General features: G+C 35.7%; 31 protein-coding genes. 8 read left to right on the top strand and 23 right to left on the bottom strand.

Annotated features, from left to right (window positions below; genetic code table 11):
• Positions 1-33: 33 nt before the first annotated feature.
• The 21 genes from coaE to AC0L3Q_RS16715 form a co-directional block, all read right to left on the bottom strand.
• Complete coding sequence (gene coaE / locus AC0L3Q_RS16615) at positions 34-612, bottom strand: dephospho-CoA kinase (protein ID WP_473281151.1); 579 nt, start codon at positions 610-612, stop codon at positions 34-36.
• A gap of 2 nt (positions 613-614) precedes the next feature.
• Complete coding sequence (locus tag AC0L3Q_RS16620; RefSeq protein WP_473281153.1) at positions 615-1,586, bottom strand: CdaR family protein; 972 nt, start codon at positions 1,584-1,586, stop codon at positions 615-617.
• A gap of 6 nt (positions 1,587-1,592) precedes the next feature.
• Positions 1,593-2,597, bottom strand: coding sequence for a glycosyltransferase family 2 protein (locus tag AC0L3Q_RS16625; protein ID WP_473281155.1), 1,005 nt, complete (start codon positions 2,595-2,597; stop codon positions 1,593-1,595).
• Between the two features lie 76 nt (positions 2,598-2,673).
• Positions 2,674-3,492, bottom strand: coding sequence for an enoyl-ACP reductase FabI (locus AC0L3Q_RS16630; protein ID WP_473281157.1), 819 nt, complete (start codon positions 3,490-3,492; stop codon positions 2,674-2,676).
• An 82-nt stretch (positions 3,493-3,574) separates the two neighbouring features.
• On the bottom strand, positions 3,575-5,230 hold the full coding sequence (gene recN, locus AC0L3Q_RS16635) for a DNA repair protein RecN (protein ID WP_473281159.1): 1,656 nt from the start codon (positions 5,228-5,230) through the stop codon (positions 3,575-3,577).
• A gap of 117 nt (positions 5,231-5,347) precedes the next feature.
• Positions 5,348-6,235: a type IX secretion system protein PorD gene (gene porD, locus AC0L3Q_RS16640; RefSeq protein ID WP_473281161.1), complete on the bottom strand. Its 888-nt coding sequence runs from the start codon at positions 6,233-6,235 to the stop codon at positions 5,348-5,350.
• A gap of 80 nt (positions 6,236-6,315) precedes the next feature.
• Entirely contained in the window at positions 6,316-7,548 is a 1,233-nt protein-coding gene (gene coaBC, locus AC0L3Q_RS16645) for a bifunctional phosphopantothenoylcysteine decarboxylase/phosphopantothenate--cysteine ligase CoaBC (RefSeq protein WP_473281163.1), read from the bottom strand.
• A 4-nt stretch (positions 7,549-7,552) separates the two neighbouring features.
• Positions 7,553-7,843: a DNA-directed RNA polymerase subunit omega gene (locus AC0L3Q_RS16650; RefSeq protein ID WP_473286955.1), complete on the bottom strand. Its 291-nt coding sequence runs from the start codon at positions 7,841-7,843 to the stop codon at positions 7,553-7,555.
• A gap of 55 nt (positions 7,844-7,898) precedes the next feature.
• Positions 7,899-8,690 (bottom strand): outer membrane protein assembly factor BamD, encoded by a 792-nt coding sequence (locus AC0L3Q_RS16655; protein WP_473281165.1) that lies wholly within the window; start codon positions 8,688-8,690, stop codon positions 7,899-7,901.
• Between the two features lie 222 nt (positions 8,691-8,912).
• Entirely contained in the window at positions 8,913-9,839 is a 927-nt protein-coding gene (locus tag AC0L3Q_RS16660; protein WP_073316262.1) for an ion channel, read from the bottom strand.
• Between the two features lie 9 nt (positions 9,840-9,848).
• The gene (dapA, locus tag AC0L3Q_RS16665; RefSeq protein ID WP_473281167.1) at positions 9,849-10,724 is read right to left on the bottom strand and encodes a 4-hydroxy-tetrahydrodipicolinate synthase; all 876 of its coding nucleotides are present in this window, start codon (positions 10,722-10,724) and stop codon (positions 9,849-9,851) included.
• A complete protein-coding gene (locus AC0L3Q_RS16670) occupies positions 10,721-11,242 on the bottom strand; it encodes a DUF6913 domain-containing protein (protein WP_473281169.1) in 522 nt (173 codons plus the stop codon). The genes dapA and AC0L3Q_RS16670 overlap by 4 nt, the downstream gene beginning before the upstream one ends.
• 98 nt (positions 11,243-11,340) lie before the next feature.
• Positions 11,341-12,000: a hypothetical protein gene (locus tag AC0L3Q_RS16675; protein WP_473281171.1), complete on the bottom strand. Its 660-nt coding sequence runs from the start codon at positions 11,998-12,000 to the stop codon at positions 11,341-11,343.
• A 92-nt stretch (positions 12,001-12,092) separates the two neighbouring features.
• Positions 12,093-12,794 carry a hypothetical protein gene (locus AC0L3Q_RS16680; protein WP_473281173.1) on the bottom strand — a complete coding sequence of 234 codons (702 nt, stop codon included), beginning with the start codon at positions 12,792-12,794 and terminating at the stop codon, positions 12,093-12,095.
• Positions 12,795-12,808: 14 nt separating this feature from the next.
• Entirely contained in the window at positions 12,809-12,997 is a 189-nt protein-coding gene (locus tag AC0L3Q_RS16685) for a hypothetical protein (protein ID WP_473281175.1), read from the bottom strand.
• A complete protein-coding gene (locus AC0L3Q_RS16690; RefSeq protein ID WP_473281177.1) occupies positions 12,985-13,503 on the bottom strand; it encodes a hypothetical protein in 519 nt (172 codons plus the stop codon). The genes AC0L3Q_RS16685 and AC0L3Q_RS16690 overlap by 13 nt, the downstream gene beginning before the upstream one ends.
• 117 nt (positions 13,504-13,620) lie before the next feature.
• A complete protein-coding gene (locus AC0L3Q_RS16695; protein ID WP_473281179.1) occupies positions 13,621-14,217 on the bottom strand; it encodes a lysoplasmalogenase family protein in 597 nt (198 codons plus the stop codon).
• A 90-nt stretch (positions 14,218-14,307) separates the two neighbouring features.
• The gene (gene ligA / locus AC0L3Q_RS16700) at positions 14,308-16,302 is read right to left on the bottom strand and encodes an NAD-dependent DNA ligase LigA (RefSeq protein ID WP_473281181.1); all 1,995 of its coding nucleotides are present in this window, start codon (positions 16,300-16,302) and stop codon (positions 14,308-14,310) included.
• A 62-nt stretch (positions 16,303-16,364) separates the two neighbouring features.
• A complete protein-coding gene (locus AC0L3Q_RS16705; protein ID WP_473281183.1) occupies positions 16,365-16,955 on the bottom strand; it encodes an LOG family protein in 591 nt (196 codons plus the stop codon).
• A gap of 7 nt (positions 16,956-16,962) precedes the next feature.
• Positions 16,963-17,814: a peptide chain release factor N(5)-glutamine methyltransferase gene (gene prmC, locus AC0L3Q_RS16710; RefSeq protein ID WP_473281185.1), complete on the bottom strand. Its 852-nt coding sequence runs from the start codon at positions 17,812-17,814 to the stop codon at positions 16,963-16,965.
• Between the two features lie 19 nt (positions 17,815-17,833).
• The gene (locus AC0L3Q_RS16715; protein ID WP_073316253.1) at positions 17,834-18,319 is read right to left on the bottom strand and encodes a GNAT family N-acetyltransferase; all 486 of its coding nucleotides are present in this window, start codon (positions 18,317-18,319) and stop codon (positions 17,834-17,836) included.
• A gap of 43 nt (positions 18,320-18,362) precedes the next feature.
• Here AC0L3Q_RS16715 and AC0L3Q_RS16720 point away from each other — a divergent pair, with 43 nt between their 5' ends.
• From AC0L3Q_RS16720 to AC0L3Q_RS16740, 5 genes are read left to right on the top strand one after another with little or no spacing between them, the layout of a single operon-like run.
• Positions 18,363-18,866 carry a hypothetical protein gene (locus AC0L3Q_RS16720; protein WP_473281188.1) on the top strand — a complete coding sequence of 168 codons (504 nt, stop codon included), beginning with the start codon at positions 18,363-18,365 and terminating at the stop codon, positions 18,864-18,866.
• 2 nt (positions 18,867-18,868) lie between these two features.
• On the top strand, positions 18,869-19,927 hold the full coding sequence (ribD, locus tag AC0L3Q_RS16725) for a bifunctional diaminohydroxyphosphoribosylaminopyrimidine deaminase/5-amino-6-(5-phosphoribosylamino)uracil reductase RibD (RefSeq protein WP_473281190.1): 1,059 nt from the start codon (positions 18,869-18,871) through the stop codon (positions 19,925-19,927).
• Positions 19,905-20,513, top strand: coding sequence for an HAD family hydrolase (locus AC0L3Q_RS16730; RefSeq protein ID WP_473281192.1), 609 nt, complete (start codon positions 19,905-19,907; stop codon positions 20,511-20,513). The genes ribD and AC0L3Q_RS16730 overlap by 23 nt, the downstream gene beginning before the upstream one ends.
• Positions 20,510-21,382: an EamA/RhaT family transporter gene (locus AC0L3Q_RS16735; protein WP_473281194.1), complete on the top strand. Its 873-nt coding sequence runs from the start codon at positions 20,510-20,512 to the stop codon at positions 21,380-21,382. Before AC0L3Q_RS16730 ends, AC0L3Q_RS16735 begins: the two co-directional genes overlap by 4 nt.
• Position 21,383: 1 nt before the next feature.
• On the top strand, positions 21,384-21,932 hold the full coding sequence (locus tag AC0L3Q_RS16740) for an IMPACT family protein (protein WP_473281196.1): 549 nt from the start codon (positions 21,384-21,386) through the stop codon (positions 21,930-21,932).
• Between the two features lie 45 nt (positions 21,933-21,977).
• Here AC0L3Q_RS16740 and AC0L3Q_RS16745 read toward each other — a convergent pair whose 3' ends face one another.
• Complete coding sequence (locus AC0L3Q_RS16745; RefSeq protein ID WP_473281198.1) at positions 21,978-22,397, bottom strand: acyl-CoA thioesterase; 420 nt, start codon at positions 22,395-22,397, stop codon at positions 21,978-21,980.
• Between the two features lie 194 nt (positions 22,398-22,591).
• Between AC0L3Q_RS16745 and dnaA the strand changes: the two genes are divergently transcribed.
• The 3 genes from dnaA (at position 22,592) to AC0L3Q_RS16760 (ending at position 25,347) form a co-directional block, all read left to right on the top strand.
• Positions 22,592-24,019 carry a chromosomal replication initiator protein DnaA gene (gene dnaA / locus AC0L3Q_RS16750; RefSeq protein ID WP_073316246.1) on the top strand — a complete coding sequence of 476 codons (1,428 nt, stop codon included), beginning with the start codon at positions 22,592-22,594 and terminating at the stop codon, positions 24,017-24,019.
• 16 nt (positions 24,020-24,035) lie between these two features.
• Entirely contained in the window at positions 24,036-24,500 is a 465-nt protein-coding gene (locus tag AC0L3Q_RS16755; protein WP_473281201.1) for a low molecular weight protein-tyrosine-phosphatase, read from the top strand.
• 115 nt (positions 24,501-24,615) lie between these two features.
• Positions 24,616-25,347 carry an SAM-dependent methyltransferase gene (locus tag AC0L3Q_RS16760; RefSeq protein ID WP_073316244.1) on the top strand — a complete coding sequence of 244 codons (732 nt, stop codon included), beginning with the start codon at positions 24,616-24,618 and terminating at the stop codon, positions 25,345-25,347.
• Here AC0L3Q_RS16760 and AC0L3Q_RS16765 read toward each other — a convergent pair.
• Positions 25,344-26,003, bottom strand: coding sequence for a peptidoglycan-binding protein LysM (locus AC0L3Q_RS16765; protein ID WP_073316243.1), 660 nt, complete (start codon positions 26,001-26,003; stop codon positions 25,344-25,346). The genes AC0L3Q_RS16760 and AC0L3Q_RS16765 overlap by 4 nt on opposite strands.
• Positions 26,004-26,224: the final 221 nt, after the last annotated feature.

The raw sequence follows: 26,224 nt of genomic DNA on the forward strand, positions 1-26,224 counted from the left end.
TTAACAAAATGAAGGATTAGGATTACAAGGTAGTTAGCGAGATATTTTCTGGTGTATCTCATTGACTTGTTGTTCGGTATCTTGCAAATCGATGTTCTGTATAACAAAATCGGCCAAAGGAATTTTTTGATCGTCATCCCACTGGTTTTTTATTCTGGATAAAACCTCATCTCTAGTGGATTGATCTCGGTTCAATACTCTGGAAATTCTCAATTCTAATGGAGCCACGACAAGGATCGTATGATGACACTGTTTATACCCGCCATTTTCGAAAAGGATAGCGGCTTCTTTGATTACATAATTACCGTTTTGGCGGTCTTTCCATTTGTGGAAATGATCAGCTACTGCAGGATGAACGATAGCATTTAATTTCTCGAGCTGGGTCGAATCATTAAAAACAATATTGGCGATAAAAGGTCTGTTTAAGGTATTATTCCGATAAGCCTCCTCACCAAACAAATCTGTAATTTCTTTTTTTACCGCGGGATCCTCATTCATCAGTTTCTTAGCCTCGATATCCGCTATATAAACTGCAACTCCCAAGTCCTCAAACATCTTGGCAATTGTGGATTTACCACTTCCAATACCACCGGTAAGACCAACAACTTTCATACTTAATTACTCTCTTGTTTAAGAACAACAAACTGCACTTGTTTTTCCTGAAGCCGCACATCATGAATAGACTCTGGAATATCCATCAATTCTAAAGTTAGAAATACACTTTCTTCTGATGCTTTGGCATAATCAGCTACTACTCGAAAATCTCTTTCGGTAATCTCATTGTATTTATCCAGGCCAACTCGATATACGATTGATGTTTCTTTGGGAAAGATTTTAATATTTACCCCTTCAGGCACATTGTTAAGCACAATAGGAATTCTTTGGCTTCCCTCTGTAAATTTACTTACCAATACCTCAGCTTTTAATTGAACAGGAGACACCTTGATATTGGTTGGCAAAACCTGAGTGTCGATTTCTAATTCTGAAGCGTAATCCACATTAAGTCCTTCTAAACTTAATGGTATAGTTCGCACCTGTTGCAAGGTGTCTATCATCCCCGAAGGGCCACTAACCATTACCGAATCCGGAGTGATCACTAATCCCTTATCACTCCCATACCCATTGGCATATTGTATATCCTGAAGAATAGCTATAGGAACCTTTTTCTCAAGGTTGATATCCAGTCTCAAAGTAAGTGTATCTTTTTGTATGGCCAATACCCGCCCCTTAAAATCTAGTTTACTTTGCAAAATTGAAGACTCTTTATCCACAAAAAACAAAAAATGATCTTCATTTTTGGACACAGCATCTTCTGCATTAAATTCCAGGATAGGTTTTTGCCAATTATGATTGATCAAACGGAAACCATTACCATTCAAAGTCATTCTTAAGGTTTGATCACTGGTTTCATTAAAGATCTTACCCTCAGGCAAGTTGGTATACCGAATACCTACTTCTACTTCCTTTGTATAATTTTTAGAAAATTGAATGAATAACCATAAAAGAGAAGTGAAACCTAAAAAAAACAGAAAAGTTTTCACACTACTTCTTTTGAATAAAAAAGTCTTCTTTTTTCGGTTTGACATATGCTATTACTTTTCAAAAAACAACTTCTTAAATTGCTTTTGTGGAACCCTATTGAGTAGATGAATATAATAATAAGATTTCAGGAATCCTTTTCCGTATCCATAAAATTGTATCAAAACTGCCAGAATCGCCTTCAATGCAATAGAAAGTTTTTTGTAAGCTGCAATAGCTCCAAAAAATATAAACACAAAATACAGTCCTAACAATCCAAGGAAATACCACCATCCAAATAGCGCAGTTACCAAGGAGAACCCAATAAAACACAGAAATAAAGTAGGAAACCAATAGGTGATTTTTGCCGTCTCAGGATGCCATTTATTAAGAATTGGGCGCACAAGCCCAAATTTGTTCACCTGTATGTAAAACTTTTTCCAGGAGATTCTTCGTTTATGAAACACCTTTGCATCCGGTATTAAAGCAGTATCATACCCCAAATTCCAAAGTCGTATCGTTAAATCAGGGTCTTCTCCCGGATGAATATTACCAAAACCCCTGGAAGCTTCAAAAGCTTCTTTAGACAACCCCATATTAAAACTACGCGGCTGAAATTTGCCTACTACTTTTTTTCGTCCTCGAATTCCTCCTGTAGTCAGGTAAGAAGTCATACTATAACTTATGGCCTTTTGCAGATCTGTAAAGCTTTGATGAGCATCGTCTGGTCCTCCAAAACAATGTACAAAGTTCTTTGATAAAAATGCATCCACTTTTTCCAGGTAATCCTCTGGCATTAGCACATCGCTATCCAAAATGATAAAGTAATTACCTTTTGCTTTTCGCATTCCGTAGTTACGAGAGTCTCCAGGTCCAGTATTCTCTTTCTGATAATAGCTTATCTTTAACTTATCACGATATCCTTCTATTACCTGCTCTGCCGTATCCGAAGAACCATCTTCTACAATAACGATTTCATAAGGTTTGGAATACTGCATGGTCAACATGCTTTCCAAAAGCTCATCAATCTCATTGGGTCGATTATATACCGGTATAATAAAAGAAAAATCAAATTGCATAAAGCGAGATGTATCAAAGAAAAATCCCATCTACTCTCTGGTAATGGGATTTTATTATTACGTTATTTATCAGTATTTATTGTTCTTCTACAAACTTATCCATCACCATTTGACTAACTCCCATATTTGAGAATCCACCATCGTGATATAAGTTTTGTAGTGTAACTTTTTTGGTTAAATCCGAAAACAAAGTTATCGTATAGTCTGCACATTCATCTGCAGTTGCATTTCCAAGTGGAGACATTTTATCAGCATACTCAATAAAGCCATCAAAACCTTTTACTCCTTTTCCTGCTGTGGTAGGTGTAGGAGATTGTGAAATCGTATTCACGCGTACTTTTTTATCTCTTCCAAAGAAATATCCAAAACTACGTCCTATAGATTCTAAATATGCTTTGTTATCCGCCATATCATTATAATCAGGGAACACACGTTGCGCAGCCATATAGGTTAACGCCACAATACTCCCCCACTCGTTCATTGCATCCTTTTTATACAAAGTCTGCATGGTTTTGTGGAAAGATAATGCTGACACATCCCATCCTTTTTCACTAAAACTGTAATTCAAATCTGTATAATGACGACCTTTTCGAACATTGACAGACATTCCTATAGAATGCAATACAAAATCCAGCTTACCGCCTAAAATCTCCATCGATTTTTCTACAAGATTCTCAAGATCTTCAATAGATGTAGCATCTGCAGGTATTACCTGAGCATTTGTTTTCTCTGCAAGGGTATTGATTGCTCCCATTCTCATAGCTACCGGAGCATTAGTTAGCACAAAACTCCCTCCTTGTTCAAAAACTTTTTCGGCTGTTTTCCAAGCAATTGAACTCTCATCAAGTGCTCCAAAAATAATTCCTCTTTTGCCTTTTAATAAATTGTGTGACATTAGTTGTAAATTAAAGATCGTTATACAAGCTGTAAAGATAACAAAACAGCCCAAACTGATACTATTTCCGTGTAATTTTAGCTTAATTAAGCAGCAAAGATTTGGCATGCGATAGCGCGGACTCCGAAATACTCTTCCCTCCGATCATTTCAGCAATTTCAGTAATTCGTTCTTCTTGATTTAATAATTTGAGTTGCGTAACCGTTGTATCATTGATATCCTGCTTAAATACCTTGTACTGGCTTTGTCCATTGGCCGCAATCTGAGGTAAATGTGTAATACTAAATACTTGCAAATTCTTGCTCATATTCAACATCAGATCTGCCATTTTATGTGCAATCTCTCCGGATACTCCCGTATCTATCTCATCAAAAATGATCGTAGGTAGCTGTGCATACCTGGAAAGAATTGCTTTTATTGCCAGCATTATCCTAGACAACTCTCCTCCTGAAGCTACTTTTTTAAGCTCTCCATAGCTTCCTCCTTTGTTAGCACAAAATAGAAACTCTAGATTTTCTTTACCGTTAGAGAAATACGTATCCTGTAATGTCAAAGATGTTTTAAAACTTGCATTAGGCATACCTAAAGCGTTTAGTATTTCTTCCAACTCTTCAATTAATCCTGGTAAAGCTTTATTTCTCTTTTCATGAATCTTATGGGCAACTTCGTCCAATTGAGCTTTTATGGTGTCAATTTCATTTTGAAGTGCTTCAATATCTCCTGAAAGCGATTCTGTTTGAGATACTTTTTGCTGAAGTTCTTCTTGTATAATTACCAATTCTTCAACACTTGACACATTATGTTTTGTCTGAAGGTTATGAAGTAACTGCAATCGCTGGCTTGCTTTTTCAAGCTGTTCTGGATCTGCTTCTAATTTTTCTAATTCATTAAGCAAGGATCCCTGAACATCATCTAATTCTATATACAAACTCTGAATCCTTTCTGACAAGTCATTCAAAGGACCAGAATATGAAGCTATTTTTGAGAGATTTGCTTTTATGGTGTTCAACTGATCTCCAACCCCAACTTCTTCTGAAGTTATAATTGCGATCGCACCAGAAAGTCGCTCCTGAATTTCCTCTATATTATTGAGGCGATCATGCATTTCTTCTAGCTCTTGCAACTCACCAGGCTTTAATTTGGCCTCATCCAATTCTTTTAGCAGAAACGAATTATACTCATATTCTTTGGTAAAGCTATCTTTGCTGGCTATTAGAAGATCAACTTCTTTTTGCTTTTCTTTCAATAGCCTCAAACCTCTTTGATAAGATTTCACCTCACGATCTACCTGAGCCAATGCATCTAGTACCTCGAACTGAAAATCATTGGTGGTCACCTCCAAAGTTTGATGTTGACTATGAATATCGATCAACCTGGCTCCCAAAGCCGATAGTGCCTGCAAAGTAACCGGAGTATCATTAATAAAAGCCCTGGATTTACCCGAAGGAAGGATTTCTCTTCTAATGATGGTCTCTTCTTCATAATCCAGTTCCTGCTCATCAAAAAATGTTTCGAGATCATATTTTGCAATCCTAAAAACTCCCTCGATAACACATTTTTGAGAATTGTCTTTTACGCTATTTAAATCTGCTCTTTTACCCAACAACAACCCCAAGGCTCCCAACAAGAGGGATTTACCCGCCCCAGTTTCTCCGGTAATAGTAATTAACCCGGCATCAAAGGAAACCTGTAATTGTTCTATTAATGCGAAATTTTTTATAGAAAGAGCTCCAAGCAAAGGATAAAATATTTAGTCGTTCTAGCTTGTAAATATACTATAGATTTCAGAAGATTATATGCGATTACGAATGAAAAAATAAAACTTTTTCACCTGCTTTTCAACAGCCGAAGTTTTTTAAAATTTGATATCTTTCCAATTATCCGCGTAGGTTGGTGCTATCTTATTCAAGATCCCTACTGTCTCCGCAATGTTTACAGAAGGTCCTCCAGAAAGTATACTAGAAATTTCTCCGGCTTTTGAATCAAAAAAGACTCTCATGATAAAGGAATTTGGTCGAACACTATGCAATTTCTCCAGGGATTTCATCGCTTTTAGAATGGTTTGCTTCCCTTGTTTTATATTGTTGTGCATTTGATCCAAACCTTCACGGTGGTAGGTGTACATCGTTTCACGATATCCATCAAAAGTCCCAGACAATAGATCATCATTAAACCTAAATCTTGACTGTAGTCCATCCGCAGGATTCCATCCCAAAGCATTACTGCTTTGTGCATTACCTACTATATTTTTGGCTTCTTGATAAAAATCGGTACCACTATTGAGCGCAAAACTATCTGCATCGACTCCTAGAATCATATATAAATAAAATGATACTACGGAAATGAGATTCGATTCAAAATTATTGGGATTGTAATTTAGAGGCTGAAACTCTAAATAATTAAAATTGAACTGTCGGTCATTTACATTCAAAATAGTTGTACTGTAATTAGAACCATAAACAGGTCTAGAAGCTTGTACTTGTAGCGTTGCTGTAAACGCATCATTATCAAACCCAACTACGGTGATAAAAAAACTACAATCAATTCGCTCCTCGGTACGGTAATCTATGTTGGTCCAAACGGTATTATTAATAAACTCAGTCAACGACCGCTCCAAAGTTTTAAACACCTGCAAATTAGGGTTACCGGTTTGCTCTGCATTTACCACAACCGTTGCATTAAACTCTTGAGCATAAACATTACATCCAAATACAAGAAGTACAATAAGAAAGATTCTGTTCATTTTTTTGAGTTTAAATTTTTGAGTATTCGATTTATATGCATTTTCCCCTCGCCTAAAAAATAACGAATGGCTATACAACGCTATCCGTTGGTAGCCAAATCTGCCACACGCTTCATTTGATCAATTTCATCAAAAATATCTTTAGCAACCTCAGCTTTCGTTTTTAGTTCAAACGCTTTACTTTCAAATTTATGATTGATCAAGGTTACTTTATTTGTAGCTCCCTTAAAACCTGCCCCTTTATCATTAAGTGAGTTCAAAACAATCAAATCCAGATTTTTCTTGATCAGTTTGTTCTTCGCGTTTTCTTCTTCGTTTTCGGTCTCTAATGCAAATCCAACCAAAAACTGATGCTTCTTCTGCTCACCCATCCATTTTAGGATGTCTTTGGTGCGTTCTAGTGCTATTGAAAATTCGGAATCTGACTTTTTAATTTTCTGTGAAGCTACTTGTTTGGGTCTATAATCTGCAACCGCTGCTGAAGCTATAGCAATAGTACAACCATCATACAACGACGCCACAGCCTGATACATATCTTCTGCACTTACTACATTAATGACATTGACCAAGCCATGATCTATTTTTAGGGAAGATGGTCCTAAAACTAAATCGACCTGAGCCCCGAGATTGGCAGCAGCTAGCGCCAACTCTATACCCATTTTACCACTAGAGTGATTTCCGATAAATCGAACGGGGTCTATGGCTTCGTACGTTGGACCAGCAGTAATTAATACTTTCTCTCCTTTCAAAGGTAATTTACTCAACAGGTCTTTTTCTAAGAAATCTATAATATGTTCTGGCTCTGCCATTCTACCCTGTCCTACCAAACCACTTGCTAGTTCTCCTGCCTCTGCAGGGATCATAACATTACCAAAAGATATCAGTTTATCAAAAGTTTCGTGAGTAGATGGATGCTTGTACATATCCAAGTCCATAGCTGGTGCAAAGTACACCGGACATTTTGCCGACAAATAGGTAGCCAATAGCAAATTATCGCTATTTCCACTAGCCATTTTTGAAAGCGTATTAGCCGTTGCCGGGGCTACGATCATGAAATCAGCCCACAGCCCTAAGTCTACATGATTATTCCAAACTGCGTTCTCATCTTCTTCATCAAAAAAAGAGGAATGAACTGGATTTTTGGATAATGTGGATAAGGTAAGCGGAGTTACAAAATCCTTGGCCGCTGGTGTCATCACCACTTGCACTTCTGCACCTGCTTTGATAAATAAGCGTACCAAAGAAGCTGTTTTGTAAGCAGCAATACCAGCGGTAATTCCTAATAAAACCTTTTTACCGCTTAAAATTGACATAGACTTATAGTGATTCTGAGTCTGTCTTTGTATTTCTATGGTAGATTCTACCTTCTAACCATTCTTGTACTGCTAACGCATGTGGTTTAGGTAATCTTTCATAGAATTTAGACACTTCAATTTGCTCCTTATTCTCAAAGATTTCTTCTAGACTATCATTGTAGGTAGCAAATTCATCTAACTTTTCTAAAAGCTCTTTTTTAATATCAGTATTAATCTGTGTAGCTCTTTTAGAAATTATAGAAATCGCCTCGTAAATATTATTTGTAGGTTGATCTACTAAGTTTTTATCTATAGTAGTCGTATTTACCGGCGCATTACTTTTTTCAAATCCATCTTCTACGTATTTTCTATTTAATTTGTTCTAATCTTACTTTAATATCTTCAGCAATCTCTTCTGCTTTTTGGGTATACTCTCCTTCTTTATAGTATTTTTTGTAGTTACTATAAAAACCTTGAGCCGTTTCCAGACGCTCTTTTACTAAACTCTCATAACTTCCGATCGCCAAAAGATACTCTGATTCTAATTTATAATACAATACCTTTTCTCTAAAAATCGATCCTGGGTAATCCACAAGATAGTTATCAAATGCAGAAATAGCAACTTTATAGTCTCTTCTATGATGGTATTGCTTTGCCACTTCGTATGCTTTCTTCTCCTTCTTCTCTCTAAGCTCTGCCACCATTGCATTAGCTTCTTTCAAGTTTTCGCTCTCCGGATATGCATTGATATAAGCTTGAAGCTTTTCAATGGCTTGTGTAGTTTCCTCTTGATCCAAGCTAAACCTAGGGGATAAAAAATAATAACTACGAGCTCCTTTAAAAGCAGCCTCTTCCTTTTTATCACTTCTAGGATATGATTTTGTAAACCTATCGAATTGATAACCCGACAAATAATAATCTTCTAACTGATAATAAGTATCTGCATAATAATACATTATTCTTTCTGCCTGAGGTTTCCCTCGATATTGAGGAACGATTTGCTCAAAAAGTCGCAATGCCTTTTTGTATCTCCCTTCTTTATAAAGCTCCTCAGCCATTTTATACTTGGCAGCCACATCATCTTCTCTTACTACCTTTTGATACTCGCTACAAGAGCCTAGGAATAAAATAAAAATTAATAAATACAGTAATCTTTTCATAGGTAAAAAAACATCTGGCAAAAATAGATATTTCTGCCGTATTACAAAAACTTTAAACAATCAAATCATCACGATACCCCCTTAGCTCTGCTGGGATTCATAGATCTTATCAAAAAACAGCTCCCAGATAGCTAATCATCTTATAATGCATACTCAATTTAATAACTATAAGCTGTTTCTTTTGTTGCAGAAAATGATAAGGAAATAGGAAAATCTCAAAAACTAGTCCTCGTTTGCAGGCATTGTCTTGTTCAACTTATCATGATCCAAGACCGTATATCCATCGTCATCGTAGTAAAAAGCAGGAACAAATCGTTCTCTCATTTTTAAATTTTTAAGCACATAAGAATGCACCTGATGTACCTCCTGAGAAAACGATTCATCGTAATAACTCACCAGAATCAGAACCTCTCCATTTAGCTTTTTTATTTTATCGCTATCAAATTCAAACAAAGGGCTGGTGTCTTTAATAGGATGTACCACAGTCCAGGTCGTAGGAAGATAGGTAATTGAATTACGTTCTAATTTCAGATTATAAAAACTGTTAACAAATTTGCCATCCTTGTTTTTTAGTGATAACGACAATGTAGCTTCTATCCTGGGTCTAATCATCACATTTACGCTACGACTCATTAGTCTAAACATAATACAATCCTCACCATTATGTTTTCTGAGCACCATATTTTTACTAAACTGAATATTAGCTCTTGGTTTAGAAAATCGCCCATATAACAACCCAGTTACAAAAGAGAAACTCAATAATCCAACAAGGGCTTCAAAAGAAGAAATAATTCCAAAAAGTAACCCTTTGGGCGCCATAGCCCCATATCCTACTGTAGTAACCGTTTGCGCTGAAAAAAAGAAAGCATTTAAAAAATCACGAAAAAAACTACCTGAAGGCTCAGTAATACTTGAAATTCCTAAAAGTGTATAGATCAGAGCAAAAACTATGTTGATAAGCGTATACCCTAACAACACCCACAAAAAAAACTTGGTCCAGGTAATATTGATTAGGTAATCATAACTTTCGGAAACCGAATTTGGTCGATTGATGTGCTTAATATTAAAAGAACCATCGGGATTGATGAAACGCCTTGCATTTTGGTTAGAAGACCTTCCGATTCCAGGATCTTTTATTTTTTTAGCCATATCAATACACTACAGATTCTCAATAAAATTTTCAATTTTACCCTCTAAAGCCGAAGAAGCAGCAACCAAAGGCAAACGAACATGATCTTTACACACTCCTTTTACTTTTAGAATGTTTTTGATCCCAGCAGGGTTTCCTTCTTCAAAAGCATAATCGATCACTCGTAACAATTGATACAAAATCTGAAACGCTTGTTCTGTGTTTCCTTCTAACCCTAAACGTATCATTTTAGAAAATTCTTCAGGAAAACCTTGTCCGATAACACTAATTACCCCATCACCACCAGCGGCAACTAAAGGTAAAGCCAGGGTATCATCTCCCGATATCACCAAAAAGTCCTTTGGTCTGTCTTTTAATATGCTTAGCACTTGTGTAAAATCACCAACTGCCTCTTTGATCCCAACTATTTTATCCAACTCCGCTAATCGCAGCGTAGTTTCTGCCGTCATATTGGTTCCTGTGCGAGAAGGAACATTATATAACAATACTGGGACAGGACTTGCATTATTGATTGCCAAATAATGTTGGTATATCCCTTCTTGAGTAGGCTTATTATACATAGGCACTACAGAGAGTATTGCTGCAAAATTGGACAGATCTGTTTGTCCTATTTCATCCAAAATAGCTTTTGTATTGTTCCCTCCTATCCCCAAAACCAAAGGAAGCTTTTTATTATTTACAGAAACAATATGCGCTACCAGCTCTTTTTTCTCTTCTTTGGACAGAGTTACCGATTCTGCGGTGGTTCCCAAAACCACTAAGTAATCTATACCTCCTTCAATACAAAAATTCACCAAGGCTGTAACTCCTTCAAAATCTATCGTACCATCTGCATTAAATGGTGTTGCCAAGGCCACACCCGTTCCTCTCAGAAAACTACTCATATTACTTGTAATATTTTTAAATACTTTTTTAGTTCGACTATAAAAAGATTCGCATTGTTCATAGTCGATCCTATTATCAAATCATTTATTCTGTGGTCTACTTCTGCAAAGCCCACTTTTAGTTTTGCCTTGGAAGCAGCAGCCACATATTGTAATTCTATCTTATCTTCGGTATAAAAACTAATCAAAACATCAAAGTCCTTACGAATAAAGTCTTGTAACATTTGGTTTTTGATCAAACCATTCATGCCAAAACTTTTGTCGTTATAATATGATGCTCCTTTTTCGTCGATAATATCTTTATCTTCTTTATAGCCAATTACTTTTAAGTTTTCAGATTTTACCCCGAGTTCATTAGCTAGTTTAACTAGAGCCACTATATTTACAGGCTCTGTTGCATCGATAAGAATAGCGAGAGTATTAAGACTGGAAATACTTGGCGAAGAAGAATTTCTTTTCTCGATATGAGATTCAATATTCTTCTTTATTGCATTCCTTTTAAGACCCTTTAAAATCATTTATCCAAAAGATTAAGAAGCCACAAATGTAGCTATTTTACAGTTTAAAATCATCCAGTCTTTCTTAAGAAAAAGAAAAAGCCTGTAAATCAGCATCTTCAAAAGTATTCTTTGGTTAAAGACTGTATATCTTTGGGCTTTGCTTGTATAAAAAAGCGTATAAAAAAATAGAGCCCCAGTATTTCTGCAAAGTTGATTAATACGGTAAAAACCGTAGTATAATAATACAGTTCGTTTACCGCCAAAAGTGCATCGACAAACATCGTACAACATCCAGCTACAAAAAGAAATATTGACTTTTCGAATCTATCGGCCACATAAATAAAAAAACAGATCAAAAAGAACGTTACCAAACTAATCACAATCATTACCACAAAAACTATCGAGTCCTCTATTTTAGGGAACACCATCTCGGTAATAGTATATATGAGATATGAAATCAGAATAGCACTAATAATCACAGGTACAGAAACCAACTTTGCGGGGTTCACCTCTTCTTCTGAGAGATACCCTCGTAATGCCAAAACGCAAAAAGAGTAAAAAATTGTTATCAACGAAGCTATTCTTTCAAAATATCCTTCAAAATCAATGTAGGTAAATGTGTCGGTCGCTATAATCACCAACAAACTTATAATTACAAAAACATTTTTAGTTTTCGCGTGATCCAGATACAGTATAATCAAGGAAATTGTAGCGAAAGGTTTTACATATAAAAGATATTTCTTTTCCAAAAAAACAGCAAACGCAAGAACTGTCAAAAAAGAAATATAAAATAACGCATATGTAATGTTAGCACTTTTCAAAGACTCTCAAATGGTAACTAAAGATACTTAGAGCATTTAAATCGATACTAATTTTTAAAAAAATCTTCACCATTTGGTGTTAATTCCTGTTGTTCTATAAAGAATTTGATGAGGAAAAACTGCCCAAACACCTGCAATAAATTTGCAATAATTACAAAGACTTCTAGAAACACATACAGCTTATACAAGGCGGTTATGATATTTACAATCAAAAAACACGAAGCTGCCACCATTAGTGAAGAACTAATGACAGTTTTACTATTTAAATAGATATAGTAACAAATCCCAACGAAGGAGGCAAAAAACAAAATAAGAACGAATAGAAACATCCGATCTTCTCGAACACTTGGCAATATTAACCCTGCCACCGAAGACAAGACATAGGTAATCAATCCCATTGTGATAAGGAGTTGTACGGTAAACACTTTATTCAGTTTGATCTTTATTTTTTGCAGACTCTCCCAAAGCAAAATGATATTCAGTAGATAATATATCGAGAGTAATACATTCAACAGTCTAAAATAGCCTATAAAATCCTTCATGGTGAGTACCTCTGCAATCAAAATGATCAACATTGTTAATAGCACCAAAACCTTCTTATCCTGGGACTTGATTAGGTAAATAAAACACAAAGTAAGAATTACCGGAGGCTTAAAGAAAACAGATAGATGTTGCGCAAAAACAGAAATTACTACAAAAGCAAAGCTAGTGATGTAAAACAACTGATATGCTAATTTTTCTGTTTTCAAAAAATCAATTCTTTTTAATACGCATCGAATTCTTCTGCTTTTAACTTCAGAGGCTTAGTAACCATATAACTCACCAAAAAGACCCAGGCCATTGGAGTACACAACAACATCAAAACTTGCAACTCATACGATTGCACATAAAAAGCATTAAGCAACAACATAAAATCACTAAACGCAAAGTTTAAAATCGCTAAAAAAACCAAAGCGACTTTTCTGATCGTGTATTGATATAATGCATTGCAGCCACAATCAATAACACATATAACAATAACAACAACAAAAAGCCCAATATATTCATGTCACCCATTGGAGTTTTGAGCACAGTATATGTCAAAACAAAAATCACCGTATACAACAAGCTACCTAGTAGTAGTGTAAAAACATCTCGACTGTTATACTCAAAAGACCTGTGATTATAGTACAAGAAGTAAAATAATAGCACATAACCCACAATATGAATAATCATATCGTAACGTATGGTGTTTTTGAAATTCGTTAAAACAATCAAATCTCCCATAGCAAATAACATTATTACAGATAGATGATATATTTTAATTTTCACCGTTCTAATACAATAAAAAATAGGGATGGATACAGAAAGGGTGATTTTTGAAATTGTGTATAAAAGTTCTATTTCAAACACAAAAGTCAACACCTGTGTAATGATCAAAAAAGAAATTAAAAACTTTAGTATTTTTTTATCATCCATTAAACTTTTTTGCACCCAAAGCTTACAGCTTTATATCATAAGTACAGCCCATTAATATATTGTGAGAAATGAATTAACAATATACTAAAATTTAACAAAAAAATGACTTTCAGAAATTTAGCCCTGGATATCCTTTAGCTTTAATGGTGTTGGACTCGATATTTTGAACTGCACCAAGAAGAATACCGCCAACAACTGGTATATAGAATTTATAATTTCAAATTCTATAGAAGGAATATAAAATTTATTAAGTGCAAAACAAGAATCGCTAATCACAAAATTCAAAACCGCTATCAAAAACCATAAAGATTTTGAAGATCTCACATTTGCATATTGAAAAACAGCACCGATAAGTAGTAAATAAAGTATAATAATATATCCCACTCCGTACGGCCTTATATCTCCCATTTCTTTTTCGGTCACATCATAAATTTCGTATACAATAAATGTCCACGCTACAAAGAAAACAATCAAATATATGATATCTGTAACCCCATAGTCAATAGGTTTAAAGTTCTTGTATAAATAATAGAATAAGATGAGATAGCAAATGGTATAACTAAGTAATACAAACATAAAACTGCTCTGTACATCAATCAGCAAGAAGATATCCCCCAAAAAGCACAAAAACAATATCACCAAAAAAGTCCATCTATTTTTTTTACCTGAAACCAGTATAACATAAAAAAAGAGGAACCGTTGTCGGTTTTGCATACAATTCTATCATTGGCCACTGAAACGCCGTGCTAAGAACACAAAGTGCTCCTGCAATTAAAAGCAATATTTTAATCAGCGTTCGTATTTTCATTTAACCATATCAAGAAAATCGTCCTCACTTATTATAGGCACTTCTAATTTGTTTGCTTTTTCGAGTTTACTTGGCCCCATATTAGCTCCTGCAACAACATAGGATGTTTTGGAAGATATGGAACTTGAAACCTTGCCTCCATTATCTTCTATCAATTTTTTAAGCTCGTTTCGAGACACTTTTTCAAAGACTCCAGACACCACAAAAGTTTGTCCACTAAGCGTATCAGTTTGATTTGCCAGCTTTTCTGCCGACATCTCTAATTGAACCCCATATTCTTCAAGGCGTTTTACCAAGATTCTATTCTCTTCTGAAGCAAAAAACTCCTTAACGCTTTGCGCTATTTTAATCCCAATTTCATCCACATTCACCAATTCTTCTTCGCTAGCATTCACAATAGCATCTATAGTTTTATAATGCTTAACCAGCTTTTTGGCCACGGTTTCTCCTACATATCGTATTCCCAAAGCAAACAGCACCCGTTCAAAAGGGATCTCTTTGGATTTCTCTATTCCACTTACCAGGTTTTCGGCACTTTTCTCAGCCATCCTTTCTAATGGAATAACCTGTTCTTTTCTTAAATCGTAAAGATCTGCATAATTTGTAATCAGCCCTTCATTTACCAACAAGGCTACAGTCTCTCCACCCAGACCTTCAATATCCATGGCTTTTCTAGAAATGTAATGTTGGATACGACCAATAATCTGCGGAGGACACCCTTTATCATTAGGGCAGTAATGTTGTGCTTCTCCTTCTTTTCTAATCAACTCTGTATGACACTCGGGGCAATGGGTTATATATTGAGTGGGTTGAGAATCCTGACTTCTTTTCTGAAAATCTACTCCAACAATTTTAGGAATGATTTCTCCTCCTTTCTCTACAAAAACAGTATCTCCTTCTCGAATATCCAGTTTTTCAATTTGATCTGCATTATGCAAGGAAGCTCTTTTTACCGTAGTCCCTGCCAACAAGACCGGATCGAGGTTTGCTACTGGGGTTATAGCCCCAGTTCTCCCTACCTGATACGTAATCTCATTTAACACGGTAGCAACCTGCTCTGCCTTAAACTTATAAGCCATTGCCCACCTGGGTGCTTTGGCCGTAAACCCAAGTTCGTCCTGTTGCTGTAAATCGTTTACTTTGATCACCACTCCATCGGTCTCATAGGGTAAATCATGACGATGCTCATCCCAATAATTTACAAACTCCAGTACCTCATCAATATTTTTTACCAACTTTGACTCTACAGGAACTTTAAACCCCCATTGTCTTGCTTTGTCCAAATTTTCGAATTGCGTTTTAATCCCCAATCGATCTCCTTTGATACTATACAGTAAACAATCCAAAGGACGTTTTGCCACCTCACTACTATCCTGAAGTTTCAAACTTCCTGAAGCCGTATTACGAGGGTTAGCATAAGGCTCTTCTCCTGCCGCGATTCTTTCCTGATTCATCTTTGCAAAACCATCATAAGGCAATACAATCTCTCCACGGATGTTAAATTTTGGCGGATAATCCCCTTTTAGTTTAAGCGGAACAGATTTTATGGTTTTTACATTAGTGGTTACGTTATCCCCTTGTATACCATCTCCTCGAGTAACTGCACTAACTAGCGCTCCATTTTCGTAAGTGAGGTTAATAGAAGCTCCATCGTATTTAAGTTCACAAGTATAATTTACTTCTCCATCAACGATTTTTTTAATCCGCTTTTCCCAATCCAACAAATCCTCTTTAGAATAGGAGTTATCCAAGGAATACATCCGCTCTTCATGAACCACGGTTTCAAAACTCTTGGTAACCCCTCCGCCTACTCTTAAGGTGGGAGAATTAGCATCGTAATATTCTGGATGTTTATCTTCTAAAGCCTGAAGCTCTTTTAATTTCATATCAAATTCATAATCACTGATGGTAGGTGCATCCAAAATGTAGTAATTGTGATTATGTTGACGTAGTTCTTCCCTTAATTGATTAATTTGTTCTTCTGTATTCATTTCTATTACACACCTTGTTTACTATTGCAAACTTTGATTATTAATTGCATTTTTTATTGTTCCTATGTTCTGCTAGGTTTTAACCATTTTGGAACCTGAGCTGGTTTAAAAGCTCTCATCTTTTCCAGCAAACCATCGATATTGTCATCGACCAATAGCAATTCGAAGTTTTCCATTTTCAGGAACCCCCTCCTCACCATATTCTCTAACAACCCTAATAAATGATCATAAAACCCTCCCACATTGAGCAGACCAATCGGTTTTTGATGTAATCCAAGTTGTGACCAGGTAATAATTTCGAACAACTCTTCTAAGGTACCAAATCCTCCTGGTAATGTAATAAACCCATCACTTAGGTCATGCATTTTCATTTTTCTTTGGTGCATATTTTCTGTTGTGATCAATTCACTCAGCCCCTGATGCACTACTTCTTTGAGTTTTAAGAATTCTGGGATAACGCCAATCACTTTACCATTATGATCTAATGCTCCTTTGGCCACATGCCCCATGATACCAATTTTGGCTGCTCCGTATACCAAGGCAATCTCTTGTTCAGCCAGCTTTTCTCCAAGCAGAATAGCTTGTGATATAACTTCTTCGTGATTTCCTTCGCTGCTTCCGCAAAAAACACAAATCGAATTTAATACATTCATATTTTAATCAATTTAAATCGGCCCGTATCATACGGTCATTTTGATAAATATCTTTACGTAAAGTTACAGTATTGAACTGTAACTTGTCTATAAGCTCTTTAGTTTCCGTCCCCAGGTACTGATTGATTTCAAAATACAACCTCCCGTGCTCTGTCAACAATTGTTTAGCCAACACGCTAATTCTTCTATAAAAAATAAGAGGGTCATCATTAGACACAAAAAGCGCTAGAGCAGGTTCGTTCTCCAACACATTTGTTTTCATTTCTGTTTTTTCAAGCTCTCTAACATACGGAGGGTTCGATACCACAATATCAAAGTTGACTTCATCGATCTCTTCTTTCAAAACATCTAGCTGAATAAACTCAATTTTCACCTGATTTTTATAGGCATTTTGCTTGGCAAGGGCTAACGCTTTTTCAGAAACATCAATCGCATACACTTTTGCATTGGGAAGATTTTTTGCCAACGTAATGGCAATGCAACCACTCCCAGTACCGATATCCAATATTTTCAACTCATCGGCTACGCCTAAATGATCCTTCAGGATCCAATCTACTAATTCTTCGGTTTCAGGTCGAGGAATTAGTACATTTTCATTGACCAAAAAGGACAAACCAAAAAACTCTGTATCTCCAATAATATATTGTACAGGCTCAAAGTCTAATAACCTGTTTTCGGCTTCCTTAAAAAATGCTAGTACATCTTCGGCAAGCTCCTTTTCCAATTGTAGCGCAATATCTACACGACGCAAACCTAATCTTTTTTCTGTAAGCAAATAAAAAAATGACATCACTTCTTCGGCATCATATGCTTTTGACAGCGCATTCTTGAAATGAGTACGTAAATCTTTTATCTTCAAATTGATGTTTTTATGATCATTAGAGTTCCTTTATCATCCAAGCCTGACAACTATAATGTCCTGTATCCCCAACCGGTTGTTCCAAATTTGAAAAGCCTACTTTTTCATAAAGCGCCCGTGCCGCTTTCATATACGGCATGGTTTCTAAATAACATTTTGAGTATTTAGAGGCTTTCGCAAAATCCAAACATTGTTGAATTACTTTCTTCCCGATCCCTTTACCCCTAAGACTTGGTAAGAAATACATTTTCTGAAGCTCGCAAATATTTTCATCCGTATTTTCTAAAGGCGCAATACCACCGCCACCCAAAATCACACCATTTTCCTCTACCACATAATACACGCTTTTGGGTTGGTTATACGTCTCAAACATTTTATCCAAAGATTCATCTTCATAAGCGGTTCCCACCTTTGGAACCCCCATTTCTACCAATACCTCTCTTATAATACTGGCGATGAATTCATTATCTTTCTTTTCAATTGTTCTAATTTTTATAGCATCCATTACTTTTTAATACTACTTTTGCGTTGTTCTAAAAGGACAGAGTATGAATACTGAAATATACGCCAAATCCGCACAGGAATCAATGATGAAAATTCTATTGTTATTAACAATAATCACCTTGTTTTCTGGCTGCTCATTCTCCAAAAAACCACAATTAAAGCACATTGATAATTTAGAGGTTAAAAACGTAAGTCTTCGGGATATAACACTACATGCAGATGCTGTTTTTGACAATCCTAACTACCTAGGCGGAACCTTATCTATAGAAGATGTTCAGGTTTTTGTTGATAACATAGCAATGGGAACCATCTCTGCCAGAGAATTTGAAGTTCCTGCCAAGGATGAATTTTCTATTCCGTTACAAGGAACCTTCTCACTTTCTAAAATTTACGAGCAACACAAACAAAGTTTATTAGGAAGTGTATTAAAAGTAATTCAAACAGATTCTTTACAAATAGAATACAAAGGAGTTTTGAGATATCATCTTGGAAATTTTTCTTACCCCTATGAGATAGAAAAAACTCAAAAAATTGCAGTATCCAAATAAACATGAATACTCACGAGAATTACATAGCACGTTGTATCCAACTCGCTAAAAATGGATTAGGCACCACCTACCCCAACCCTTTGGTGGGTTGCGTAATCGTTCATAATGGAAAAATTATTGGTGAAGGATGGCATTACAAATCCGGAGAAGCTCATGCCGAAGTAAATGCTGTTAATTCGGTAAAAGACGTTTCTCTATTAGAAAGTTCCACTATCTATGTAAGTCTAGAACCTTGTAGTCACTTTGGCAAAACACCTCCTTGCAGTGACTTGATCATCAGCAAAGGCATTAAAAAAGTAGTGATTGGTACCATAGATCCTTTTGCAAAAGTTTCTGGAGCAGGTATAAAAAAACTAATGAATGCAGGTTGTGATGTTACCGTTGGAGTATTGGAAAAAGAATGCAACGAGCTCAACAAACGATTTTTTACATTTCATAAGAAAAAACGTCCCTACATCATTCTAAAATGGGCCCAAACCAGCAATGGATATATTGCTCCAGACACTAAGAATCAGAGAACACCAGTTTGGATCACTAGTCCTTATTCTAGACAACTAGTTCATCAATGGAGAACAGAGGAACAAGCTATATTGGTAGGAAACCAAACCGTTATTAAAGACAATCCTAAATTAAATGCAAGAGATTGGCATGGGCAAAATCCTATTCGAATTGTAATCGACAGATCCAATAAAATACCTAAAGATTCTTTTGTAACGGATAATTCGATCAAAACTATTGTCCTCACATCGAAGCAACATCTAAAAGAAAGCACTGAATCTTTGATTTACGAAGAAGTAAGTACCAAAAAAAATATTGCCCAAGAAATATGTGCCATTTTATACAAACACGACATCCAATCCGTTATTATTGAAGGGGGAACCACGACGCTTCAGTCTTTTATAGATGAAAATCTATGGGATGAAGCTCGTGTTTTTGAAGGCAACCTCACCTTTGAAAAGGGAATCTTAGCCCCAGATTTTACTAAAAGATTACCTTTGACAAAAAAAATAGAAAAAGATACTCTTAGCATATACCAAAATGATCAAGACTATAATTTTTGACTTTGGAGATGTATTCATCAACTTAGACAAACCGGCAACCTTAAGAGAATTATCACAACTAGGCGATTTTCAATTCAACGATTCGATACAAGATCTTAACAACCAGTATGAAGTAGGTAAAATAACTACCAAAGAATTTATTCAAAATTATCACCGTCTCTTACCAGAAGCAACAGAACAACAACTTATTGAAGCATGGAATGCTATTCTTTCAGATTTTCCGAAATACCGACTAGATTTCGTAAAACATCTTGCGGCTACAGGAGACTACAAATTAATTCTTTTGAGTAACAACAATGAATTGCATATCAACTGGATCAAGCAACACATTTCTTTTTATGAAGAGTTTAAATCTTGTTTTAATTCATTTTATCTATCGCACGAGATTCAATATAGAAAACCAAACTCTGACATTTTTGAATTTGTGCTCCAAGAGCATCAAATCCAACCCACTGAAACACTTTTTGTGGATGACACCAAAGAAAACACGGATGCTGCCCAAAAATTAGGTATTCACGTATGGAATAACAATCCAAAAGCAGACGATGTCATTGATTTATTTACCTCAAAATCTGATTTATTTTGATATACCTTATTTTAAGCATTTTATCCTCAAGCTTGATCTTTGTAATCTTCAAGCTTTTTGCCAAATACAATGTAAATACGCTACAAGCTATAATCGTAAATTATGTAGTTGCCTGTATCTCTGGAGTTATTGCACAGGGAAATTCGGTTAGCATTACTTATATAACAAAACAAGACTGGTTTTATGGAGCGATGATATTGGGAGTTGTGTTTATATCTGTTTTTAATCTCATGGCCATAACCACTCAAAAAAATGGACTTTCTGTAGCTGCAGTAGCTACAAAAATGAGTTTAGCCATACCTATTATTTTCGGGATCATTGTTTATAAAGAAAGTACTGGAGCAGTCAAAATTATTGGGATTGTCATTGCACTTATTGCGGTGTATCTGACTTCGATGAAAAACGAAGAAGGATCCTCTCTTACCAAAAGAAACCTTATCTTCCCATTGCTTGTATTTATAGGTAGTGGAATTATAGATACTAGTCTAAAATATATGGAAACCAATTATGTTGCAAAAAACGATGTTTCTATCTTTTCGGCTACAATTTTTGGATTTGCAGCTTCTATAGGAATACTCACACTCCTCTATAAATCTTTTACACAATCCTTACAAATCTCAGTCAAAAATATCATTGCAGGGATTGGGTTAGGTGTTCCTAACTATTTTTCTATCTACTTTTTAATAAAGGCATTACGACATGATGTAATGGATAGCTCTACGGTGTTCACCATCAATAATGTTTCTATCCTATTGGTTTCAACATTAGCCGGGATCTTCTTTTTCAAAGAAAAATTACTTCCCAAAAATTGGATCGGAATCATCCTGGCAGTAATTAGCATTATATTAGTCGCTCTTTCAATAGCCTAAATTGGACACCAAAGACACATATAATACGCTTGAAAAACCAGGAGATGAAACTCTTTTCAAGGACAGAAACAGTAAGTTTTTCGGATATGCTTTCCCTATCGCATCAGAGGAGGAAGCTAAACATCTACTTGACAGTCTTAAAAAACAACATCACAGCGCAAGACATTGGTGCTATGCATGGCAAATAGGAACCGAAAAAACAAAACGTCGGGTCAATGATGACGGAGAACCATCGAACTCTGCCGGGCAGCCTATTTATGGACAAATCCAATCATTTGATGTTACTAATGTTCTTGTGGTTGTGGTTCGGTATTTTGGCGGAACAAAACTTGGGGTCGGTGGATTGATAAACGCCTATAAAACCAGTGCACAGCTAGCACTACAAAATTCGGTTATTGTTGAAAAAACGATTAACATTGATTATGTCATCAGCTTCGAGTATAAAGACATGAACAAAGTAATGCGCATAATCAAGGAACACAACTTAAAAATAACCAAGCAAGAGCTAGAATTAAGTTGTAAAATTTACATTTCGGTAAGAAAAAAATAACCCATAAAATAAATGAGGTTTTTTCCCCGTTGTATGAAATAGAAATTAAGAAGCTGGCTGACTAACCGCTTTTATTTTTTCCAATAAAAAAGAAGGGCAAGGGATCGGTTTTCTAGTTGCAGCATCAACAAATACTAATATAGAAGAAGCTGTTGTTAACAATTCTTGATGTTGATTATATATTTCGTAATCGAAAATAATCTTAACTGTAGGAATTTTCCTTAAATGAGTTTTAACAATCAATTCGTCGTCAAAGAAAGCAGATTTCTTAAATTTAAAGTCTAAAGTAAACACAGGAAGCATTATACCATTTTCTTCCATAGACTTATAAGAAATCCCTAATCGGGATAGCCAGTCAATTCGTGCCAGCTCTAGGTACTGTGCATAATTTCCATGATGGACAATCCCCATTTGGTCTGTTTCGGAATAACGTACTCTGAGTCCTGTTTCTGAAGTGATTAGCATATATCTTTTGAAATGATTATTAACATTTTTAATAGAAACACTATCAAATTATGCGAAAAAAATAATTAAAATTCAACCCCTAAATCGTTTTTTTTACATTTTTTGTTCACATATTTGTCATGCAAAAATAGTAAGGAGTTTTTCAACAATTTCTTTTACATAACCTAATAAAAATAGTAAATCCGGCCACTCGAATGAATGTAACTGCGCAATCTGTTTGGGATAACTGTCTGTCTTTTATAGAAGACAACATTACACCTCAAGCTTTTAAAACTTGGTTCGAACCAATTAAAGCTGTAAAACTTACAGATAGTGCTTTGAGTATTCAGGTACCTAGTAAATTTTTCTATGAATGGTTAGAAGAACATTATGTTAACCTTTTGAAGGTGTCTTTAACTCGCGAACTGGGTGAAAGTGCAAAATTGGTTTATGTAATTAAAATGGAAAACACTTACGGCAACAAAAAGCCGTTTACCGAAAAGATTCCTAGTGCAAATCGCACTCCGGTTAACACTCAAGAAGTAGACGTTCCTATCAAAAGTAAAAATCCAGAATTAAAAAATCCTTTTGTAATTCCTGGGATTAGAAACGTAAAAATTGAGTCGCAACTTAATCCGAGCTATAATTTTGATAATTTCCTTGAAGGGGACTCTAACAGATTAGCACGATCAGCTGGTATGGCTGTAGCCAACAAGCCCGGAGGAACATCTTTTAACCCACTATTGATTTTTGGAGGGGTAGGACTAGGAAAAACACACTTAGCTCATGCTATAGGTGTAAATATCAAAGACAACTATCCTGAAAAAACGGTTTTATACATTTCTGCGGAAAAGTTTACACAACAATATATAGAGTCTGTAAAAAAGAACAATAGAAACGACTTTATTCATTTCTATCAAATTATAGATGTTCTTATTGTTGATGATATTCAATTATTATCGGGTAAGGCAGGAACTCAAGATGTGTTCTTCCACATATTCAACCATTTACACCAAAACGGCAAGCAAGTAATCCTTACTAGTGATAAAGCTCCTGTAGATATGCAAGATATCGAGCAGCGACTACTTTCTCGTTTCAAGTGGGGATTATCTGCAGAGTTACACCAACCAGATTTCGAAACAAGAGTTTCTATTATCAAGAACAAACTGTATCGAGATGGTGTAGAAATGCCAGAAGAGATTGTTGAATTCCTGGCCAACAATATCAAAACCAACATCAGAGAGTTGGAAGGTGCTATAATTTCCTTGATTGCACACTCTTCCTTCAACAAAAAGGATATTACCATTGATCTGGCCAAAGCGATTGTAGACAATTATGTAAAAAATACAAAACGCGAAGTCTCTATAGATTACATACAAAAAGTTGTAAGTGATTATTTCCAAATGGATGTAGAAACCCTACAATCCAAAACAAGAAAAAGACATATTGTTCAAGCCAGACAATTAGCTATGTTTTTTGCAAAAAAACTAACCAAAGCTTCTTTAGCTAGTATTGGAACACAAATAGGAAAGAGAGATCACGCCACAGTACTTCACGCCTGCAAAACAGTAGACAACTTATCCTCTACCGACAAACAATTTAGAAAGTACGTAGAAGATCTAGGCAAGAAACTTACATTATAACATAACCTTTAGCAGTATGAAAACTAAGATTTTGATGGTATGCCTTGGCAATATCTGTAGATCCCCCTTGGCTGAAGGTATATTAAAATCCAAACTAGATCCAGAAAAATATCAGGTAGACTCTTGCGGAACAAGCAGTTATCATATCGGAAGCAAACCTGATACCAGATCCATTAAAATTGCAAAAGAACACCATATAGACATTACTGATCAAAGAGCCGCTCAATTTAGTACCGGTCATTTTGACCAATACCACACTATCTACGCAATGGATCGTTCTAATTATCAAAATATTATAAAGTTAGCTCGTAATACCGAGGACCAATCGAAGGTAAAACTAATTTTGGACGAATTACAGCTCAACGAGACCCTAGATGTTCCTGACCCTTACTATGGAGGCGAAAGAGGATTTGAAGAAGTTTTTGAAATGCTAGACCAAGCTTGTAACACTATCGCTACAAAGCTAGAAAGCACAACTTAACTTTTCCAGACCTAAAGTTTTTGTATATTTAACTATAAATAAGGATGTAATACAACCAACACCCTGCCAATAGTAACACAAATCAATAAACCTAAAACAATCCACTAACAACCCTATGGAGCTTAAACCCCTAGATCCCAAAGGAAAATTATATTTGATTCCTACTCGATTAGGAGACGATGTCCCTTTAGAAGTACTACCCATCTCTATAAAAAAGGTTTTGGAACAAATCAATCACTACATTGTAGAGAACGAGAAACCTGCCCGACGATTTATTAAAAAAGTAAGCCCTAGTAAATCTCAGCGCTCGTTAGTGATTCATACCGTAAACAAATACACAGATACTGCTGAAATCCCAAGTTATTTAACTCCTTGTTTAAATGGCGAATCTATCGGACTAATGTCTGATGCCGGGTGTCCAGGAATCGCAGATCCTGGAGCCGAAGTTGTTAAGATTGCTCACGAAAAGGGAATCCAGGTCACTCCTCTTGTAGGTCCATCATCGATATTACTGGCGATGATGAGTAGTGGAATGAATGGGCAAAGCTTTACGTTTAACGGTTATTTACCTATTGACAAAGCAGAACGCAAATCAACCATCAAGCAGCTGGAAAGAATATCATTAGAAAAAAATCAGGCGCAGATTTTTATCGAAACCCCATACCGAAATGATAAAATGCTAGCCGATCTTAAAGCTATACTGCACCCAAACACCCGATTATGCGTCGCTTGTGATATTACACTGACTACAGAATATATAGCCACCAAACGTGTTGAAGAATGGAACCCAGAAGAAGTTGATTTACACAAAAGACCTGCTATCTATATCATACAAAGAGACCACTAAAGCAGCTCTCTTTCTACCTTTGCATACCGATTCATTTCTACAAACGAAGTATCATAACCTTCAAAGCGCTTCATATAATAGCGAATAGTCGTACCAAATGCATCTGCAAAGCCTTCGACACCACCACTACGCAAGTAACGCTTTACCGCTTTAGGACCTGCCAAATGTGCGGCAGCTAGAATACCAGATTCAGAGACCATTACCCCATTCATCCTTTTTCCTTCAAACCATTTGATATCTCTACGTAGTACCCATTTATTTCGTGAAAGATTAGCGTAAAACGCCTTTTCTTGAAGTGCTGGATTTGTTAAAAACTCCTCTCTATTAATCTTTTTAAGCCCAATAAGAGCCAGAGTTCCTTTTCCAAATTGATATTTCCCCATGTATCCAAACTGGTTCACTACACCGTAATCTCCCCTAGATTCTTTAAAAGCGATCGCTTCCTTAAAACCGATATAAGATTTCCCCAGTTTAGGAGAAACAACTATACTTTCCTCCTCTTCTTCTATTTCGTTAAAATTTGGAGCTACATAAAACAAGTCCAAATCTGCAGTGCTGTATGAACTTAAATCTACCTTTTCCTCAGCCCTAAAGCTCAGTAGAAATAAACCCCCAATTGTAAGCAAAATAGATAATCCTGTTATCTTCTTTATCATATAAAAAATTTCTAAGTAGACACCCTAAAAGTGTTCCCCTTCTACTTAAATTTTTGCCGTGCAAAGATACAGCTTTTTTATTACAAACAAATTACAAAGTGTTAAATAAATTATAACATTGTAAATCAAATAGTTAGCTTTAAAAATACCTAAAAAAAGCTTAAAAAAAGCATCAAAAACACTAAAACCAAACACTTAAACGTCAAATGAAGTTACTTCGT

This window comes from Aquimarina sp. KJ22-3 (assembly GCF_055808215.1).

Excerpts from the sequence above, each read along its gene's own strand:
- porD (WP_473281161.1), bottom strand. The coding sequence starts at position 6,235 with ATGAACAGAATCTTTCTTATTGTACTTCTTGTATTTGGATGTAATGTT.
- AC0L3Q_RS16670 (WP_473281169.1), bottom strand. The coding sequence starts at position 11,242 with ATGATTTTAAAGGGTCTTAAAAGGAATGCAATAAAGAAGAATATTGAA.
- AC0L3Q_RS16655 (WP_473281165.1), bottom strand. The coding sequence starts at position 8,690 with ATGAAAAGATTACTGTATTTATTAATTTTTATTTTATTCCTAGGCTCT.
- AC0L3Q_RS16715 (WP_073316253.1), bottom strand. The coding sequence starts at position 18,319 with ATGGATGCTATAAAAATTAGAACAATTGAAAAGAAAGATAATGAATTC.
- AC0L3Q_RS16755 (WP_473281201.1), top strand. The coding sequence starts at position 24,036 with ATGAAAACTAAGATTTTGATGGTATGCCTTGGCAATATCTGTAGATCC.
- ligA (WP_473281181.1), bottom strand. The coding sequence starts at position 16,302 with ATGAATACAGAAGAACAAATTAATCAATTAAGGGAAGAACTACGTCAA.
- AC0L3Q_RS16705 (WP_473281183.1), bottom strand. The coding sequence starts at position 16,955 with ATGAATGTATTAAATTCGATTTGTGTTTTTTGCGGAAGCAGCGAAGGA.
- AC0L3Q_RS16630 (WP_473281157.1), bottom strand. The coding sequence starts at position 3,492 with ATGTCACACAATTTATTAAAAGGCAAAAGAGGAATTATTTTTGGAGCA.
- ribD (WP_473281190.1), top strand. The coding sequence starts at position 18,869 with ATGAATACTCACGAGAATTACATAGCACGTTGTATCCAACTCGCTAAA.
- AC0L3Q_RS16730 (WP_473281192.1), top strand. The coding sequence starts at position 19,905 with ATGATCAAGACTATAATTTTTGACTTTGGAGATGTATTCATCAACTTA.
- coaE (WP_473281151.1), bottom strand. The coding sequence starts at position 612 with ATGAAAGTTGTTGGTCTTACCGGTGGTATTGGAAGTGGTAAATCCACA.
- AC0L3Q_RS16620 (WP_473281153.1), bottom strand. The coding sequence starts at position 1,586 with ATGTCAAACCGAAAAAAGAAGACTTTTTTATTCAAAAGAAGTAGTGTG.
- coaBC (WP_473281163.1), bottom strand. The coding sequence starts at position 7,548 with ATGTCAATTTTAAGCGGTAAAAAGGTTTTATTAGGAATTACCGCTGGT.
- AC0L3Q_RS16695 (WP_473281179.1), bottom strand. The coding sequence starts at position 14,217 with ATGCAAAACCGACAACGGTTCCTCTTTTTTTATGTTATACTGGTTTCA.
- AC0L3Q_RS16690 (WP_473281177.1), bottom strand. The coding sequence starts at position 13,503 with ATGGATGATAAAAAAATACTAAAGTTTTTAATTTCTTTTTTGATCATT.
- dapA (WP_473281167.1), bottom strand. The coding sequence starts at position 10,724 with ATGAGTAGTTTTCTGAGAGGAACGGGTGTGGCCTTGGCAACACCATTT.
- AC0L3Q_RS16745 (WP_473281198.1), bottom strand. The coding sequence starts at position 22,397 with ATGCTAATCACTTCAGAAACAGGACTCAGAGTACGTTATTCCGAAACA.
- dnaA (WP_073316246.1), top strand. The coding sequence starts at position 22,592 with ATGAATGTAACTGCGCAATCTGTTTGGGATAACTGTCTGTCTTTTATA.
- AC0L3Q_RS16625 (WP_473281155.1), bottom strand. The coding sequence starts at position 2,597 with ATGCAATTTGATTTTTCTTTTATTATACCGGTATATAATCGACCCAAT.
- AC0L3Q_RS16760 (WP_073316244.1), top strand. The coding sequence starts at position 24,616 with ATGGAGCTTAAACCCCTAGATCCCAAAGGAAAATTATATTTGATTCCT.
- AC0L3Q_RS16660 (WP_073316262.1), bottom strand. The coding sequence starts at position 9,839 with ATGGCTAAAAAAATAAAAGATCCTGGAATCGGAAGGTCTTCTAACCAA.
- AC0L3Q_RS16720 (WP_473281188.1), top strand. The coding sequence starts at position 18,363 with ATGAATACTGAAATATACGCCAAATCCGCACAGGAATCAATGATGAAA.
- AC0L3Q_RS16765 (WP_073316243.1), bottom strand. The coding sequence starts at position 26,003 with ATGATAAAGAAGATAACAGGATTATCTATTTTGCTTACAATTGGGGGT.